The sequence below is a fragment of the Paenibacillus sp. FSL M8-0228 genome, assembly GCF_038007385.1.
GTDB classification, from domain to species: domain Bacteria; phylum Bacillota; class Bacilli; order Paenibacillales; family Paenibacillaceae; genus Paenibacillus; species Paenibacillus polymyxa_D.
The window spans coordinates 4,611,614-4,629,001 of record NZ_JBBOXA010000001.1 but is presented as its reverse complement, the minus strand read 5'-3'; the positions used below and the strand labels follow the sequence as shown (position 1 = coordinate 4,629,001).

The following is a 17,388-nucleotide window of genomic DNA, read 5'->3' as shown; positions in this document are numbered from 1 at the left end:
AGAATTCGAATAAGTGAGATCAAGGAATAGATCGCAAGGGGGAACGCATATGGAGAAGACGCCGCACACCCGCCGCGAGAGTCAGGATGGCCCGCATCAGGGGGCCGCTATCCCTCCCGGTTCTTCGCGGCGTTCCGTTTCAAATGAACCAGCCAATCCTTCGCGCCGCCATTTTTTGAAAAAAGCGGCTTTAGCCACAGCCGGAACCGCGCTTCTAGCTGGAGGATATGCTTCCTTATGGGAGCCTAATCATTTGGAAATTACACGCTTCAACTTGTCTATCCCTCGTCTTCCGTCTGCTTTTGACGGAATCAGGGTCGTACATTTTAGTGATGTGCACTTGGGTTTTCACATGGATGAGCAGGATTTACGCGAGCTTGCGGACCGGATAGCAGGTCTGAAGCCAGATTTGCTCTGTTTTACAGGCGATATTGTGGATGACTATGCAGTATCCATGAAGGCTGCTGTTCCAGTTATGGCTTCTATGCACGCCACACTTGGCAAATTTGCTATTCTGGGCAATCATGATTATAGAGGCTTACCCGCCGGAGTACAGGAATTGTATCCGAAAACCGGGTTTACGTTGCTGAGAAACGAGCATGCGATTGTAGAGCGCGCGGGGCAGCGTGTAGCCATGGTCGGTTTAGAGGATAACATTATGGGCAAGCCCAATCCGCAGCGTGCCATCCACGGACTACCTGATGAGATGTGCAAGCTCCTGCTGATGCATGAGCCGGACTATGCAGATGTGGCGGCGCAAATGTCCTTTGATCTTCAATTGTCGGGGCATACGCATGGAGGACAGGTACGCTTGCCGGTCATTGGAGCGCCAATGCCGCCTCCGGGTGGACGCAAGTACATCCAGGGATTATTTCATGTGGGAACGGAGAGAATGCCGCTATATGTTAGCCGAGGCATTGGCATGACACATTTGCCGATTCGCGTGCTGTGCAGGCCGGAGCTTAGTGTCATTACGCTAAAATCTGGCCAATAGGCCATGATTTTTTTTCATCTTCGTCATATAGTTTGGAACTACATAAAGATGGCTTGAATGTAGTGTAGAGATGTAGTCGTTTCGGACAAAGGAGTGAGGTTCAGATGGATCGTATTGCTGTCATTTCAGATATTCATGGCAATTGGCCTGCCTGTGAGGCGGTGCTGGAGGATATTGCTTCCCGAGGCATTAGCCGTGTGTTTTGTTTGGGGGATCTGATCGGCAAAGGGCCTAGCCCGAGCGAGGTACTGGATGCTGTCCGTCAACGTTGTGAAGTGGTAGTGCGGGGGAATTGGGATGAGCTGGTCAGTATTACGGATGATCTCAATTTTAGCTGGCAAGCCGAGCGCTTGGGGGCAGAACGAGTGCAGTATTTGGCACAGTTACCGTTTCATTATGATTTCAGAATGAGCGGACGCCGTATCCGTCTGGTGCATGCCTCGCCGCAAAGTGTGTATCACCGTGTGCAGCCATGGGATGAGCCGGAAAAACGGCTTGCCATGTTCGATCCGTTAGCAGAAGAAAATGGAAAAGTTGCTTTTGCTCCGGATGTTGTGGGATATGGTGATGTGCACAATGCTTTTATCCAGCATTTTCAGGGGAAAACACTTTTTAACGTCGGCAGTGTCGGGAATCCGTTGGATGTTACGCAGGCTTCCTACTGCATTTTAGAGGGGGAGATGGGAGAGGAGCAGCCTACGTCCTTCTCCATTCATTTTGTACGTGTACCTTATGATATAGAACTGGCGGTAAAACAAGCGGAGGAAGCTGATGTGCCTTCTTTGCCGTATTATATTCGAGAGCTGCGTACAGGAATTTACCGCGGGATTCAGGACATGGATTAAGTATGGAAACATTCATTTCTAAAAGCCAATCCATCCGCAGGAGGGAACATTGTGCTGACCAGAGAAATGCTTCGTCTTGGGCTACCAGAGCTTTACACCCGTCGAGTCCGATTGCGCCAGCTAAGAACGGAGGATTATCCCGCGCTGGAACGGATCCTATCCGATCCATTGGTGATCCAATATGTGAATCGAATTCGCAAGCCAGTCTATGCACGAATGCGGCGTCTGGTTGCGCAAATTAAAATTTCTTCCGATTCACTAGATTCCCTGCATTTTGCGGTGGAATGGCATCCGAGAAATACAGAAGAAAGCAATCTACTTAGTGAATCCAATGAGCTTACCTCTTCACCGTTGCTCGGTATCGTCTCTTTTCAGCAATGGAATGAAAGAACGGGTGAGGCGCAATTGGGCTATATTCTGGATCGTCCTTTTTGGGGACAGGGGCTGGCTACAGAAGTGGTAGGAGAAATGCTGAATTTTGGTTTCGGATCTTTGAAGCTCCAGCGGATCGAAAGTCGTTGCCAAGCGGATAATCAGGCTTCCATGCGCGTGCTTATTAAAAATAAGATGCGTCTGCTGCGTACCATTGGTGCCTATGATCCCTCAGGAGAGGTGCCGAGTGTATTGGTATTTTCGCTGACCCAAGGGGATTATGCGTAGAAATAACATTGGAATATTTTGTTACAAAGATGAAATATAACTGCAAAACAACTCTAACACAGGACGGGTACAATACAGACATGACCCCCTTTTGAATAATATATGTTGCTGGGACCCGATCATTCGGGTCCTCTTTTTTTGTTATCCTATAGTAGTGCCTTCTCTATTTCTGCGGAAGCGAGTAGCCTTCTTGCCTTGGCTGTGCTCAGTTATATTTCAATTTGTTACAAAAATGAAATATAACTGCAAAGTTACTTTAACATAGAGTGGGTACAACATAAACATGACCCCCTTTGAATCATATATATATTGCTGGGACCCGAAGCTTCGGGTCCCCTTTTTTTTATGGTTTTTAGGAACGGGTCAGGCTGGTTATCAGCTCTGGAAGCCATTCATTTAGGGAGAGAAATGAGTACCCCTCTGACTGGGCTTTGGACGTATCCATGTACCACGATTGTGTAATACCAAATGGAGACATGTGCTCGTCTGCTGTTTTTTCTTTCATCACAGCTTGTTTTCCAGTTACCTGCTCAATGATCGAAATGATCTCCCCAATCCTCACTGTACCGTTGGAGCAAGCATTTACAGGACCTGTAAAAGGAGTGTGACCAAGCCAAAACAGAAAATCTGCGGCTTCATCGGAACGAATAAATGAGATTTGTGCTGCGGCATTAGGTACTCCGAATTCTATTCCTTCACGAACATGTTCGATATGAAAATGAAGTCTTTTCGTATAATCGTCTGTCCCCAATACAATCGGAAAACGAACAGCAACTACAGGAAATGTAGCTTGCTGCATAAAAACTGCTTCTGCCTGCCGTTTAGCCTCCTGATATGTAAAATCGTCCTTCCCGCCCTTGCGAACCGGGTAAGCCTGAGGGTCAAAGATGCTCTCTGTCAGCACTTCCGGGCTCGAATCATAGACGGATAGGCTGGAGGTCACAATATACCTCTTGGCTTTAGCATCAAAAATGCGGCAGGCTTCGCTGGCTTCATCTGGGGAAAAGCAAATATTATCATAAACAACGTCCCACACTTGCTCACCTACGGCCTCAGCGAGCGCTTGCGGGTCGGTACGGTCTGCACAGATCCGCTGAACGCGGTCACCAAACGAATCGCTTGCTTGGCCCCGTGTGAGGATGGTAACGGAGTTCTCGGAACTCTCTAGCAGACGTTCCACCAGTCTCTTGCCAAAAAAACGCGTTCCACCCAGTACAAGTATCTTTTTCATACTTACATCACTCCTCCTAGAATGGTTTTCATTTATATTAAGATAGACGGACTAATGAATGTAAAAGATACAGGACGCAATGAAAAAAAGGAGGATCATATGCCATACGTAGAGATTCAGGATTTAGAAATGTTTACGAAAAAATGGGTACAGCTGCGGAGGCAATGTGGCTTTATATTGTGCGGTGAAGCACCCTCAAATGTTCGCCACCGTTACGACCATAGGCTGTAGTGGAGTCGCATGTCCTGAGGGGGCAGATGAATTCGAACCAGAGTGGCTCATCAAAAACGAACGTTATGAAATGATCCATCAAATGATGGAACGGCATGAGGAGGCACATCAGGGGAACTGGCAAGAATTTATGCGTCAGAGCGCACAGGATTGGCGCCAATATCCGCAATTGACACGTAGTGAGTTAAGTAGCATTACGTGCCCTGCATTATTTATCGCGGGTGAACATGACGATTTCGCCACAGAAGAGCAACTCCTGGAATTATGCTCAAGGGCCCAAGACTCACGTTATCTAATTGTTCCGGGTTGTAGTCATCGACCGCACATGCTTAGAGAGAAGCCGATCTTAATCAATGACTCTATTCTTTCATTTTTGAACAAACATGCGATTCGTTGAACCAATCAATCGCATAGCGGTGGAGCACCGCCTAATCTTACTCTCCTAGAAGCTTCAAGAAATTGACCGGCACCGTAATTTGCTGATTATTAATCATAATCTTCCGAAGCTCCTCCATGGAGTCCTCTTCACCTCTAGCGTCTTTAATCTCCTTAATTTCACGATGCAGTCGCTCCATTTGAAGATCTAGCGCATTAGCGGAGTCTGCTGCGTTCTTTAATTCACGTGTCAGACTTTCGGGAACAGCCTGGTTGTATTTATAAAAGATTTTATGCTCCAGGCTGGCCCAGAAATCCATCGCAATGGTTCGAATTTGCACTTCTACGCAGACTAGCTCCTCACAATCCGACATGAATACAGGAACTTGAACCAGCAAATGCAGGCTCTGGTAACCGTTCGGCTTGGGGTTCTTGATGTAATCCTTAATTTCCAGTACCTTCAAGTCACTTTGTCTCTGAAGCATGTTACTGACATCATAAATATCAGAAATAAAAGAGCAAGTAATACGCAAGCCGGCGATATCCTTGATATGATCTTTGATAGCATCCAGCGATAACTCGCTATGTTTACGAATCATTTTATTCATGATGCTCTCAGGAGATTTAAGGCGTGATTTGGTATGCTCAATAGGGCTGTAATCGTGTAATGCCTGAAATTCCTGCTTTAATATTTCAATCTTGGTTTCCATTTCGTCGAGCGCAAATTTATAGATTAGCATAAATCGCGTGATGTCATGCTTTAGCTTTTTAAATTTGTCCATAGGATCTTCCAAGTGCATATGTAATTCTCCTCACACATAGATGTCATAATCTTGCTAAGCATTCGCCTTTGCAATGGAATTATTACCTTATAAATTACAATCCCCAACAATTCCATTGCAGCAGCGTTCGTAAGATCAAATGATTTGCGGAGAGGCAATTCCCACCTTGAATTTTAAAGCGCCACAGAAATTTTACGTTTTTCTTTAAAATAGACCCATTCCCGGAAGCCGATATCCTTCAGCATTGCCTTTACTTCTTCCCAGTCATCGCCTACCCGCGAAGGTTTATGGGCATCCGAACCAAAAGTAACCTCCACACCAAAATGGTGCGCTCTTTCTAAAATAGAAGCAGACGGGTACCATCCGCCACTCAGTTTGGTTTTACCCGAAGTGTTAATTTCAATCGCCACATTGGATTGCGCAATTACCTGCAAGGTTTCATCAATGGCTTCATCAGCAGGAATGTCTGAAAAGGCTGGAAAGTTCCCCTTCATTGCGTCAATATGGCCTAAAATCTGAAACATGCCGCTTCGCGCAGATTCCTGAATGAGCGCATAGTAGGCTTGTTTGACCTCGATTTTACGAGCGTCGCTTAATTTGTTCCAACGGTTACGGTTAAAAATGCTGTCCCCTTCGACATTGTGAATCGACCCAATGAGATAATCAAATGGATAAGGAGCCAGAGTGGAACGATATAATTCAGCAAAATCAGGAAAATAATCCGTTTCCAATCCGAGGAGCACGTCAATACGGCCTTCGTATTCTTTTTTAAGCTGTTGTACCTCTTCTACGTATTCAGCAAGCTGTGATTTGGCCATATAAATTTTAGGAAAAGCCTGATCCTGTTCGCTGCCCAGGAAAGGGGAATGGTCCGAAATACCAATCGCTTGTAAGCCCGACTGAATGCCTGCTTCAATGTAATCTCGAATGTTTCCGTCTGCATGACCGCAGCGGAAATGATGGGTGTGCAGATCAAATTTCATAGCCTGTCTTCCTTTCGTAATCAGGGTTTATATTGCGTATGTTGTTCATAGCGAATTACGTTATTCAGAACTGGTGAAATTCGTCTCCGGCATCCCCTTCAGATCACTTAAAAATTGCTGCATGGCTGAGTTTAGATATCGGCCGGATTTATAAATCACTCCTACCGGATGACTAACTTCCAGCTCAGGAATATGGATCATTTTTAATGTGCCTGCACGCAGTTCAGAAGTGACCGATAGTCTGGAAATAATGGCCGCACCGAGATTAATTTCGACCATCCGTTTGACTTCCTCACTGCTGGACAACTCAATCACGACATGAGGCACGATTTGGTGCTTTTTAAATACATCGTCTACGAATTTTCGTCCCACCGTATCAGGAGAGAGCAGAATCAGCGGAATTTCCCGAAGGGCTTCAATGGTAGCATGTGGTTGTGAAGCCAGCGGATGAGTAGGAGACACGACTAGCTCAAAGGAATCGTAATACAGAACCGAAGTGCTTAAATTAGGATTACGTTCGATCAGATAGCCGATGCCAACATCAATAAGTCCGTTCTCCACCTGCTGATAAATCATGGAGGAAGCCATGGATTGAATGGAGGTTTTGATGAGAGGGAACTGATCCTGAAAGTAGGAAAGCACGCGCGGTAAAATTTGAATAGCGATGGATGTTGTGGTACCCAGCGCAATGTGACCCTGTGGTGTTTCGTTTAGATCGTACAATTTTTGTCTTAATTCCTCAACAACCTCTAATATGCGCTCGGCATGTTCCAAAAAAACAGCTCCCCGGTCGGTCAGGGTGACAGGCTGGTTGCGGTCAATCAGGATGGTTTTGAACTCATCCTCTAGACTTTTAATTTGGGCGGACACCGCCGGCTGCGTCAAATTGAGAAGTTCTCCGGCTTTGCGGAAGCTCATCGTTTTGGAAATCATGATAAGTGTTTCGAGTTGACTGATGTTCATGAAGTTCCTCCTCTCTTTTCTTAATCTTATCGCAGCTGTATAGAATGAATATTTTTAGCCAATCCATAGGTTCATATGTAAAACCGTCGTTATGCTTTATTTCATTAAATTATAGGTTATTCGAGCAGGAAGGGCAATGAATCGAAGCAGAGCACCTTAAAGTGTGGTATATTGGGAAATAAAGACTAAAGTCCTGATATCCTTCAAAAATAATCAATCTAAAACCGGTAAGAAGTAAAGATATAGGACATTATTCACATTTTTTGTGGTTTAGCTATAAAAAATTACCGGGTAGCTGTCGATAAGTGATATAGAGAGCATTTTAATGAGGATCGATTCGTTTTACAGTAATATTTAATTAAAAAATTCTAATTTAAATGGGACTTTTGTTGTGTGTCTAAAAGCCCATCGTAAAGGGGCGCTTTGATCGTGAAGGCAGAAGTGATAAATCCTTTTTTGGAGTCGGCGCGACGGGTCATTGAACAATTGATCCAAGTATCTCCTTCATCCGGAAATCTTGGTGTGAAAAATGTCGAGCTGGTGGACGACCACATCTGGATTATGATCGGGATGACCGGACAGCTTAGCGGAAATATTGTGTTCGGCCTGAATGAACAGGTGGCGCTACGTATGGTATCAGCGATGATGGGCGGATTTGTGTTGACTGAAATTGATGAGATGGGAAAAAGCGCAATTTCAGAATTGGGCAATATGATTAGTGGTAATGCCAGTACGATTTTGTCCAGTCAGGGAATTGTCGTGGATATTACGCCTCCGCAGGTCATGAAATCAGAAAACTTGACCACTTTTGTGCCTCAGCGTGCCCTTTATATTCCGCTCACGGTGGAAGGAATCGGTGAGCTGGATATTCAGGTGATGATCTCTTAATATTAAAGGAGCAAGTTTCTTTAATGTGGAGGGATGAGCGTGAGTATACTACAGGACAAGATAGTTGTGATTACAGGTGCATCTAGTGGGATTGGCGCCCTTTGCGCTCAGTTGTTAAGCGAAAAGGGCGCGATTCCTATTTTAACAGCACGCTCGCAGGAGCGACTGAAGCAAGTATCTGCTGGAATCAGCGGCAGACATGAGCTTATCCAACTGGACGTCACCCGCCAGGAGCAGGTAGAGGCTGTTGCTGCACGAGTATTGGAACAGTACGGACGGGTCGATATATTACTTAACAATGCGGGCTACGGAAAGTTTGAGTATTTTAATGAAACCGACCTGACGGAGTTTGAACAAATGATGGACGTGAACTACATGGGTGTTGTTCGCTGCATCAAGGCGTTTCTGCCACAAATGACAGAGCGGGGCCTTGGACAGATTGTCAATGTAGCATCAATGGCCGGGAAAATCGGGACAGCCAAATCGTCTTCTTACACGGCGACGAAGCATGCTTTGCTCGGTTTCAGCAATGCGCTCCGGCAAGAGCTGCGCGGGAGTGGAGTGACTGTAACGACGATTAATCCGGGGCCGATCGACACACCGTTTTTTGAGTTGGCAGATCCTTCAGGAGGATATGTTCGAAATGTAAGCTGGTTTATGCTACAACCTGATAAGGTGGCACGGCATATTGTAAGAGCGATGGAGCTTCGCAAGGAGGAGGTTAATCTGCCACGGTGGGTATCTCCTTTTCTCAAGCTTTATCAATTAGCTCCCAGACTGACCGATAGGCTGGGTCATGGTGTGATGAATAAGAAATAAAAGATGTCCCGTAAGCCATTAGCTATGGTGAGGGACATCTTTTATTTTTGTGATTTGGTAACAGAGGAATTTTCGCATATAATGGAGAGTAACGAATTTACGTATAGGGGTTGGACCTTTTCATGACATTGAATTTTGAATCGCTCGGCGTTGAACAGGATCTGTTGGACAAACTGACTGAGCATGAAATTACACAGCCTTCGCCAGTTCAGGCAGAGGCTATACCGGAAATAATGAAGGGAAAGCATGTATTGGCGCGCTCACAAACTGGCACAGGCAAGACACTGGCTTATTTGCTGCCGCTGTTGCAAGCGATTGATCCGCAGAAAAAGGCTACGCAAAAGCTGATACTAGCTCCAAGCCAGGAACTGGCCATGCAAATTGTACGTGAGGGTCAACGCTACGGAGAGCATCGCGGAATCCGTGTACTCGGTCTGATTGGTGGGGCGGCTATCAAACGTCAAATCGAAAAGCTCAAGGATCATCCACAGCTTGTCGTGGGCACACCAGGACGTGTACGGGAACTCATCGCTTCAAAAAAGTTGAAAATGCACAATATTACAGCCATTGTTATCGATGAGGTGGATCAGATGTTCCAGCTCGGCGGAGCAGGCGATGTAACCAATATATTGGGCACCGCCCAACGCGATCGTCAATTGGTATTCCTGTCCGCAACGCTGAACGACGAGATTCAGTCGCTGGCGAAACGGGAGATGCGTGAATACGTAGAAATTGGGATTGATCCCGACCAGAAGACGGCCAGTGGACTGGAACACTATTACTTTGTATCTGAAGAACGGGATAAGGTGGATATGCTGCGCCGTCTGGTACGTCATTTTAATCCGAGAAAAGCGCTGGTGTTCGTGAATACAACCAATGCCATCGGGGAGATTGAGGCCAAGCTCAAGCATATGGGGCTGACTACGGCATCCTTGTATGGAGATGCGGATAAAGTCACGCGTAGCAATGTGTTGGCCCGATTCCGTGAGGACAAGCTCAAAGTGCTGGTCGCTTCGGATGTGGCAGCCCGTGGTCTGGATATTGAGGGCCTTGAAATGGTTATTCATTTTGATCCGGCTACGGATAGTCAAGCTTATGTTCACCGTGCAGGACGGACAGGACGGATGGGACGCAAAGGATTGGTGGCATCGGTTGTCACTGACCGTGAAACGTTCATCATGCGTAAGTTCTCCCGTGAACTGGGCATTGACATCGCAGAGCGTGCGTTGCATGGAGGTCGAGTAGTTGTGCCGCGTCCGGCGGATGCCAAGCGTGCACCTGTAAGACCCTCCGAGGCTAGATCCTTATCTAACGGAGCATCGGCGGAGGACCGAAAGGCACCTGTTCGTGCCGAAAACGGACGTCCTGGCAGGAATTCCGCGAACGGTTCAGCTCCAGGCAAGAGCAAAGGTGCAGCCTTGTCCAAAGCAGGAAAAGCACAGCGCGAGCGTGATCGCAAAAACAAGGGTGCACCAAGATGGCTGAAGGAAAAAGGATCAAAACCGAACGAGTAAGGGAGAAGAGGGGGAGCCATGGAACAACAGCCTGTGTTGCAAATTAACGGACTGACCGGCGGATATAGCGCCAAGCGCCCGGTGTTGCATCAGATTTCGCTGGATGTGAAACCGGGCGAAATGGTAGGACTGATTGGTCTGAACGGGGCCGGGAAAAGTACGACCATGAAGCATATTTTGGGCCTGATGACACCGCAGGCCGGAGAAATTCGTGTGCAGGGGCATAAGCAGGATGAAAATCCCGAGGAATATCAGGGAGCCATTGCTTTTGTACCTGAATCTCCAGAGCTGTATCCTGAAATGACGGTGATGGAGCATATGGAATTCACGGCCAGAGCGTACGGAGTTAGCGAAGCAGATTTCCGCACACGCAGTGATCAAATGCTGGACTTGTTCCGTATGCGGGATAAAAGTGGAAGTATGTCGATGCACCTGTCTAAAGGGATGCGCCAGAAAGTGATGATTATGTGTGCATTTTTAGCGGGACCGCCGTTGTATGTCATAGATGAACCTTTTTTGGGTTTGGACCCGCTTGGTATTCGTTCCCTGCTTGACTTTATGTTAGAGATGAAGCGTTCGGGTTCGTCCATTCTACTCAGTTCTCATATTTTGTCCACGATTGAAAATTATTGCGATCGTTTCATTGTACTTCATCAGGGTGCCATCATTGCGCAGGGTACGCTGGACGAAGTGACAGCACAGGCGGGTAAGCCGGGCATGCCGCTGGAAGATGCATTTTATGAGCTGGTACAGGGCAGGGAATGAGCATGGATTTGCAACGTCTGCATAAAGAAAGACGTGTAGCGTTCTGGGGACAGGTGTTGCCTTATCTGGGCTATGTCATTCAGAGCGGTCTGGCGGTGGTGTTCGGCTTTGCACTGATTGCCTTTGCCGCATGGTACACGTCGCTACTAATGCATACTCCACCGGATTTGCCCATCCGCTGGATCATGCTTATTGTGGCTATTCCGATTGCTCATGCGAGCTTTCGTACGTATTTAAACGCAGCGGATATTGTTTTTCTCCGTCCACAGGAGTACGCAATGCACTATTATTTTAAGGCCAGCCGGATTCGGGGTGTGGTGTATAAAATATTCGGTTTGCTATTGCTGTCTATTATCGTGTGGCCGCTGTATATTCGCAGTGATTCCGCGCCTAAGCCGTTGCTACTGACCCTGCTACTGTTCGTGCTATTAAAGCTGCTATTCAGCTACGGCGGCTGGCAAGAGCTTCGTATGGTATCGATTGGCGGGAGTATAGGCTATCGTCTGCTTCGGTGGGTGTTGGCTGTGCTGATGGTAGCCGCATGGCTATGGCAGCCTCCACTACACAGCGTACCATTTATCATATTGGTCGGTGTGGTGTACGTGCTTGTTCTGCGTTTTCCGGTCAAGCTGCTAGTGGCTTGGGAAAAGCTGATTCGTACAGAGGGTATGCAGGCTGCTCGGGTGATGCGCACTTTGGGCTGGTTTGTCGATGTGCCCGCCCTTACGCAGAGAGTGACGCCGCGCCGTTGGCTATCCTGGTTGGGAGGTAACATACCTTGGAACAGAAGGGGAGCGTATCGTTATCTGCTGTTTAAGACGTTCCTGCGCACAGAGCCAGCAGGTATTGTCATTCGGCTCGGGATTCTGGGGTTGTTAATTATATATATCACCCATGCTAGTTGGATTGGTATTGCAGTATATTTATTTTTCATATTCCTCATTGGTGTACAGGTCACTTCACTAAGGCAGTATCACAAGGATTCGTTATGGCTTCAGTTGTATCCGATTCCTGCGCATAGTCGTCGTGCGTCTTTTCTCGACTTTGTTGTTCGGTTGACGTTGCCGGCTGCTGTGGTTCTGTGGCTTCCTTTTCTGGCAAAGGGAACGGAAGATCTACTGTCTACACTGCTCACGTTGCTTGGGGGAGTTGCAGTAGTGTTCCTGCTACGAGGCGCTCAAGCCAAAAAATGGCGTTTGGACGGTCAGGATGAAGAAGAAGTGTGATTTGTATCTATGTGAATAAAGTAAAGGCTAATTCGCAGGCAGCACTTGCTGCTTGCGAATTAGCCTTTTTTTGTACTGCTATCATAGCCGTGGGTGCAGATATCCGTCAGCTTATATAAAGATCGTTTTGCTGATGATAACTAATAAAATGAACAGTACCAGAATTGTTCCTGTGCTTGTGAATGCGCCGTAACCACCGTAACCGCCTCTTGTTTCTTCTGCTCCCATGCTCATTCTCCTCTCGGTCATTGTGATAAAGGATACATCGTATCTTATGAAGTGGATTTTCAGATTGCGTGGGCCATTGCTCAGGTATGTTGCTGAATCGCCTTATATTTTTCATCAGATGTAGGGGAGGAGAGAGGAAAAGACACGTATTGTCGAGAATAGAAGAAGTACGTAATCATTATCACTTGGAAAGTGGGAAAGACGAGATGCTGATAGATAAGCTGCTCGTGAACATATTTCTTGTGTTTGTACCGTTATTGGTATATAGCGCTTTGTCAGATCATCGGCATATGAAACATACCCCGTTGCTTATGGGAGGGGTGCTGGGTGTGTCTTCTGTGCTTTGCCTTATGTTTTCGTATATTTGGTATGGACTATTTTGGGATCTTCGATATGTTCCTCTGATCCTTTCTGTTTTATATTTTGGTCCTAAGGCAGGGCTTCTGAATATAACGTTGATGGTGATGGCTCGTATGTATATAGATCCTGAGTCTATAGTGGTGAGTTTTCCCAGCATGATGTTGTGTTATTTGGGGCCTCTCTTGGTGAGAAAAAAGTTTATGCAGCTCAATAGTATATTGCTTCGGGTGGGCATGAATATGCTAATGAGTATATGGACCAGTATTGCCATGTTTATATTTCTGTTAATACATTCCTGGGTCAATGGAAGGCTAGATAAGGATGAGATCGAGCTGATCCGGGCAATACTCTGGTTCGGTATGATTCAATTCCTAAGCATTGGAGCCTCCTCTTTCTGGATGGAGTTTAGTTTGGAACGGGAAGAAATGAGAAGAAAGATTAAATATGCTGAGCATCTGAATACGTTAGGTGAACTGGCTGCCTCTATGGCTCATGAAGTACGGAATCCATTGACCGTTATTAAAGGGTTCTTGCAAATGGTTCAGTCAGGGCTAGAAGGGAAAAATCGCAGATATATTGCTTTGGCACTAGCAGAGGTCGATCGGGCTGAAAGAATTATTAGCGACTATCTGAACTTATCCAGACCGCAGATTGGGAACACAGAGCTGATGGATCTGTCTGGCATGGTTCAACAGATTGTTTTGCTTTTGAAACCGATGGCGACCAAGCAAGGCGTAAGACTGTATACTGAGCTAAGGAATGAAATATACGTACATATGGATCGTAATCAGCTGTTACAGGCGTTAATACATGTGACGAAAAATGCGATCGAAGCTGCGGATGATGGAGGCAGGGTATACATAAAGCTGGCGATTCAGGAAGAGAAGGCATGTCTGCATATTAGGGATACAGGAAAAGGCATGAGTCAGGAGCATCTGGAGCGAGTGGGTACTTTGTTTTTTTCAACCAAAGAGGTAGGAACGGGACTGGGAACGGTCGTCTCCTTTCGAATCATTGAAGCCATGAACGGAAGTATACACTATGAGAGTGAGCCCGGAGTCGGAACGGAGGTAGTCATCCTGCTGCCACTCGCACAAGAATCAATGCTCGCTGCTGAAGGATAGTTTGTTTCGAAGTGTGACTTACAATGGTTCAGCCCATTAAAAAGCGGTATGCCACAACATCCGGCATACCGCTAATGATGCTATATTGAATCTGTTACATATTATGCGTTCAACAAATCTTGTGCGCCACGGTAAACAATGTCATACAGGTCTTCCAGATACTCTTCCTCGATACATGAGAATGCGATTCGGAGATCATATTCACCCAGCGCAATTGTTCCTACCCCATATTGTTCCAGCAAATGTGTGCGCAGTCGTTCAGCGGACAAGCCGTTCAGCTTAAGGCACATAAAATAACCCGAATTGAAAGGATAGTAGCTCCATACATCTCCGTATTTTCCACTATCGAGCAACGCTTTGACTTTATTAGCCCGCCCCTTCATAATTTGGAACTTTTCATTTTTCTGTTGTGCAAAATCGGGTGATTTGAGGGCATCCAGGACGAAGGTTTGAGATGGGTGAGGACCGCTCGAAATCGTTGCCCGAATAATCCCTAATGTTTTTTGTTCCAGTGCGCTCAGTACATCCTGATGTTCCGAAGCAAAGGTAATAAATCCGACACGGAAGCCCCAAACGAATTCTTCTTTGGTAGCTCCGTCAATTTTGACGGGTAGAATTCTCGGATGAAGTCCAGCTAACTGACCGAATAGTGATTCATGCAGGGAGTCCTCGAAGAACAGACCAAAATAAGCGTCATCCGTCACAACTACGACATTGATGCCTGCTTCTGCGGCTTCCTGAATGGCAGCAACAATCGCTTTACCCTCTTCGACTCCCGGTGTGTAGCCCGTCGGGTTATTCGGGAAGTTCAGCACAACGATTGCTTTGCCGTATTCTTTCTGTGCCAGTAGCGCCTCGCGTAATCCTTCACTATTAAAACGTTGATCCTCTGTGAACAACGGGAAATTCACCAAACGTCCATGACGGCGAATACCGAAAGTCAGCTCATAGTTTTCCCAGTTTTTGTCTGGGTAAATGACAGCGTCCCCTTCATCCGTGAACAGGTCGGCAACGATGCTCAAACCATGGGTCAGCGCGTTCGTAACTACGGGAAGGCCATAACCTTTTCCAGCCAATGAAGGGTTTTCCTTCAGCATTTTGTCACGCCATACACTACGAAGTTCAGGTTTGCCCGCAGGGGGTGCGTAAGGGTATAAATCCTTGGGATTGTAAGCGGACAGCTTCTCCTGAATGACCTCCAAATGCATAGGACCGTTACCTTCCGTAGCAATACCAATCGTGGCGTTGTACTTTTTAGCAAGCTTCCCGGCTTCTGCGGATTGACTCAAAATCCCCTCTTTTGGGAAATAAATTTCTTTCCCTAAAAGAGAAAGCATTTGATATACATGCTCGTTGCCTGTCTGAATGTTTTGGTTTAACTGCGCTGCCAGTGGATTCATTCCCGTTTCATCCTTCCAAGTCATTTTGATTACATATTATAGCATCACACACGGTAAGCGTCACGCAAAAGCATCTGGGAGCATAAAAACGCATTTTTTTGCTTAATGAAGGCGCTGAGCTTATATTATAAATTAACGGGATAGAGGACAACCAAAGATTAACAAGAGGAGGTGCAGATTTTGCTGGATACATCTGCGTCATCGTTTATCCTGTTGTCGGCCTTCGCCAAAATTGTGTGCGAGCCGGGCTGGAAATGGCAGGTACGCGAGAAGCCGATGCCAAACTATGATTTATTCTATGTATGGAGCGGAGAAGGAACAGTGGTCTTAAACGGAACATCGTATCCGGTGAGCAAGGGGAGTTGCTTCCTGTTCAAGCCGGGGGATGATACCCGTGCCACACATAACCCGCAAAAGCCGCTCATACTTACCTATATTCATTTTGATCTCATCGAACAACCAGAGCTAGTCCCTGCAAGCTACCGTATGCTGGAGGAAACGTTCGAGGTAGAGCATATGCTTGCCAGGTACGTTCGACTGCGCCTGGAGCGTGCTTACGGAGCTGACGAGGAAGGCAAGCTGATTCTAAAACAACTGATGATTCATCTGCTGCGTGCGGACCGTAAGGAGCCGCAGGAGCAACAGGCCAGTAACCAGCTCACCGAGGTCATTCGGGAAACGGCCAACTACGTGCGTCAGCATCCGGGACTTCCTCATCGCGTCGAGGATTTAGCTGCACGGGCAGGGCTGTCACCGCGTTATTTTTCGATTAAATTCAAGGAGCTGCTAGGTGTTTCCGCGCAATCTCATATTATCAGCATGCGGATTGAGCGTGCACAGCATCTACTGCTGCATGCGGGAATGAATGTGACCGAGGTGGCAGAGGCTTTGGGGTATCGTGACATCTTTTTTTTCAGCCGCCAATTCAAGCAATACACGGGGAAAAGTCCGTCTGAGATCCGGTAATGTTATAGACGGTGGACAAGCTGTTTCGGATTTAGGCATAATGGGAGTAACGCATGACAAATATAAAGGATAAATTCCAAAAAAAGGACCCGAGCCATTACGCCGGGTCCTTTTTTATATGAGCAATTTATATCATTCGATCCCAATGCTCATATGTGTAGCTATAATCCTGTTATGATATATTCACTTATGCTTTGGGATCATGTCGAAAGCAACCCAGACGTTGTCCCATTTTCACCACATCCCCCAGCTTCAATGCGGGGTCTGGCTCAAACGTACCGTTCTCAGTTAGCAAAACGACGGTTGACCCAAATTCGAAATAGGCGAGATCGTCTCCTTTTGTCCATGAGACGGCTTTATCATCCGTATATTTGATGCTACTCACATTCATTGCGCCAACCTTAACGACCGCCACCTCACCGTATTCGTGGGCGATGTACGTAATCTGTCGTTCATTGCGGCTAAGAACTGCTCGCATATGCTGCAAGCCGAAGTCATTCACTGGGTATACCTTGCCGCGCAGATGCTCTTTTTCTACCAGCGTACCGGATACTGGTGCATGAATGCGATGATAATCCGTCGGGCTGAGATAGAGTACAAAAGCATAGCCGTGTGTGTATTTTTCAAGACGCGGAGAGCGGTTAAGAAGCTCTTCCAGCGTATAGTCCTGCCCTTTGACATTCAAAAGAGTGCCGGACGTAATTGGGCCAGTGAAAGTAATCCGTGCATCCACCGGACTGGTCATCACCTCGGCGTTCGTATCAATCGGGCGCATGCCCGCTTTTAATTTGCGTGTAAAATAGGCGTTCAGAGAACGGTATTCCTTCCATTCCTGTTCAGCCTCATGCGTCTGGATCTGGTACGTACGTATAAAGGTGGGGATAAAAAGTCGGCTTGCACCGCTTTGCGCGAAGGAGCCCACAATCCGGCACACCCACTTGCGCGATGATAGCTCCGTCATGAGCCGCAGCCACTGTTTTGCCATTACAGATCCCCCTTGTTCATTTCCGAGCCGTCTTGGCCGGAACCTGTCC

17 protein-coding genes and 1 pseudogene are annotated in these 17,388 nt (G+C 46.8%); 11 read left to right on the top strand and 7 right to left on the bottom strand.

All coding sequences use genetic code 11. From position 1 onward, the window contains the following. The first annotated feature begins 49 nt into the window (after positions 1-49). From MKY98_RS20905 to MKY98_RS20895, 3 genes are all read left to right on the top strand, one after another. Entirely contained in the window at positions 50-994 is a 945-nt protein-coding gene (locus MKY98_RS20905; RefSeq protein WP_069012628.1) for a metallophosphoesterase, read from the top strand. 104 nt (positions 995-1,098) lie between these two features. Next, positions 1,099-1,839, top strand: coding sequence for a metallophosphoesterase family protein (locus MKY98_RS20900; protein WP_069012629.1), 741 nt, complete (start codon positions 1,099-1,101; stop codon positions 1,837-1,839). Between the two features lie 51 nt (positions 1,840-1,890). Continuing rightward, the gene (locus tag MKY98_RS20895; protein WP_069012630.1) at positions 1,891-2,499 is read left to right on the top strand and encodes a GNAT family N-acetyltransferase; all 609 of its coding nucleotides are present in this window, start codon (positions 1,891-1,893) and stop codon (positions 2,497-2,499) included. 352 nt (positions 2,500-2,851) lie between these two features. On the opposite strand, the gene MKY98_RS20890 is transcribed toward MKY98_RS20895, so the two are convergent. Beyond that, a complete protein-coding gene (locus tag MKY98_RS20890) occupies positions 2,852-3,730 on the bottom strand; it encodes an NAD-dependent epimerase/dehydratase family protein (protein WP_069012631.1) in 879 nt (292 codons plus the stop codon). A gap of 157 nt (positions 3,731-3,887) precedes the next feature. Here MKY98_RS20890 and MKY98_RS20885 point away from each other — a divergent pair. Next, positions 3,888-4,358, top strand: a pseudogene (locus MKY98_RS20885) (alpha/beta fold hydrolase); the annotation flags it as partial. A 37-nt stretch (positions 4,359-4,395) separates the two neighbouring features. On the opposite strand, the gene MKY98_RS20880 reads toward MKY98_RS20885, so the two are convergent. The 3 genes from MKY98_RS20880 to MKY98_RS20870 form a co-directional block, all read right to left on the bottom strand. Further along, entirely contained in the window at positions 4,396-5,136 is a 741-nt protein-coding gene (locus tag MKY98_RS20880; protein WP_069012632.1) for a GTP pyrophosphokinase, read from the bottom strand. A gap of 155 nt (positions 5,137-5,291) precedes the next feature. Then, positions 5,292-6,101, bottom strand: a complete 810-nt coding sequence (locus tag MKY98_RS20875) for a histidinol-phosphatase (protein WP_069012633.1) — start codon at positions 6,099-6,101, stop codon at positions 5,292-5,294. A 60-nt stretch (positions 6,102-6,161) separates the two neighbouring features. Further along, complete coding sequence (locus MKY98_RS20870) at positions 6,162-7,064, bottom strand: LysR family transcriptional regulator (RefSeq protein ID WP_023990132.1); 903 nt, start codon at positions 7,062-7,064, stop codon at positions 6,162-6,164. 429 nt (positions 7,065-7,493) lie between these two features. On the opposite strand from MKY98_RS20870, the gene MKY98_RS20865 reads away from it, so the two are divergent. The 5 genes from MKY98_RS20865 (at position 7,494) to MKY98_RS20845 (ending at position 12,276) form a co-directional block, all read left to right on the top strand. After that, positions 7,494-7,952, top strand: coding sequence for a chemotaxis protein CheX (locus tag MKY98_RS20865; protein WP_029518260.1), 459 nt, complete (start codon positions 7,494-7,496; stop codon positions 7,950-7,952). 39 nt (positions 7,953-7,991) lie between these two features. After that, positions 7,992-8,771, top strand: coding sequence for an SDR family NAD(P)-dependent oxidoreductase (locus tag MKY98_RS20860; RefSeq protein ID WP_069012634.1), 780 nt, complete (start codon positions 7,992-7,994; stop codon positions 8,769-8,771). Between the two features lie 122 nt (positions 8,772-8,893). Continuing rightward, complete coding sequence (locus MKY98_RS20855) at positions 8,894-10,285, top strand: DEAD/DEAH box helicase (protein ID WP_029518262.1); 1,392 nt, start codon at positions 8,894-8,896, stop codon at positions 10,283-10,285. A gap of 18 nt (positions 10,286-10,303) precedes the next feature. Beyond that, positions 10,304-11,050 carry an ABC transporter ATP-binding protein gene (locus MKY98_RS20850; protein WP_013311782.1) on the top strand — a complete coding sequence of 249 codons (747 nt, stop codon included), beginning with the start codon at positions 10,304-10,306 and terminating at the stop codon, positions 11,048-11,050. A 2-nt stretch (positions 11,051-11,052) separates the two neighbouring features. Further along, entirely contained in the window at positions 11,053-12,276 is a 1,224-nt protein-coding gene (locus MKY98_RS20845) for an ABC transporter permease (RefSeq protein WP_069012635.1), read from the top strand. A gap of 111 nt (positions 12,277-12,387) precedes the next feature. On the opposite strand, the gene MKY98_RS20840 is transcribed toward MKY98_RS20845, so the two are convergent. Further along, the gene (locus MKY98_RS20840; RefSeq protein ID WP_023990126.1) at positions 12,388-12,504 is read right to left on the bottom strand and encodes a hypothetical protein; all 117 of its coding nucleotides are present in this window, start codon (positions 12,502-12,504) and stop codon (positions 12,388-12,390) included. A 206-nt stretch (positions 12,505-12,710) separates the two neighbouring features. Between MKY98_RS20840 and MKY98_RS20835 the strand changes: the two genes are divergently transcribed. Then, entirely contained in the window at positions 12,711-13,988 is a 1,278-nt protein-coding gene (locus MKY98_RS20835) for a sensor histidine kinase (protein WP_029518264.1), read from the top strand. A 101-nt stretch (positions 13,989-14,089) separates the two neighbouring features. On the opposite strand, the gene MKY98_RS20830 is transcribed toward MKY98_RS20835, so the two are convergent. Beyond that, a complete protein-coding gene (locus tag MKY98_RS20830; protein ID WP_069012636.1) occupies positions 14,090-15,388 on the bottom strand; it encodes an aminotransferase class I/II-fold pyridoxal phosphate-dependent enzyme in 1,299 nt (432 codons plus the stop codon). Between the two features lie 180 nt (positions 15,389-15,568). Between MKY98_RS20830 and MKY98_RS20825 the strand changes: the two genes are divergently transcribed. Continuing rightward, positions 15,569-16,354, top strand: coding sequence for a helix-turn-helix domain-containing protein (locus tag MKY98_RS20825; protein WP_069012637.1), 786 nt, complete (start codon positions 15,569-15,571; stop codon positions 16,352-16,354). Positions 16,355-16,541: 187 nt separating this feature from the next. Here MKY98_RS20825 and asd read toward each other — a convergent pair whose 3' ends face one another. Beyond that, on the bottom strand, positions 16,542-17,339 hold the full coding sequence (gene asd / locus MKY98_RS20820) for an archaetidylserine decarboxylase (RefSeq protein WP_029518267.1): 798 nt from the start codon (positions 17,337-17,339) through the stop codon (positions 16,542-16,544). Positions 17,340-17,388 lie beyond the last annotated feature (49 nt).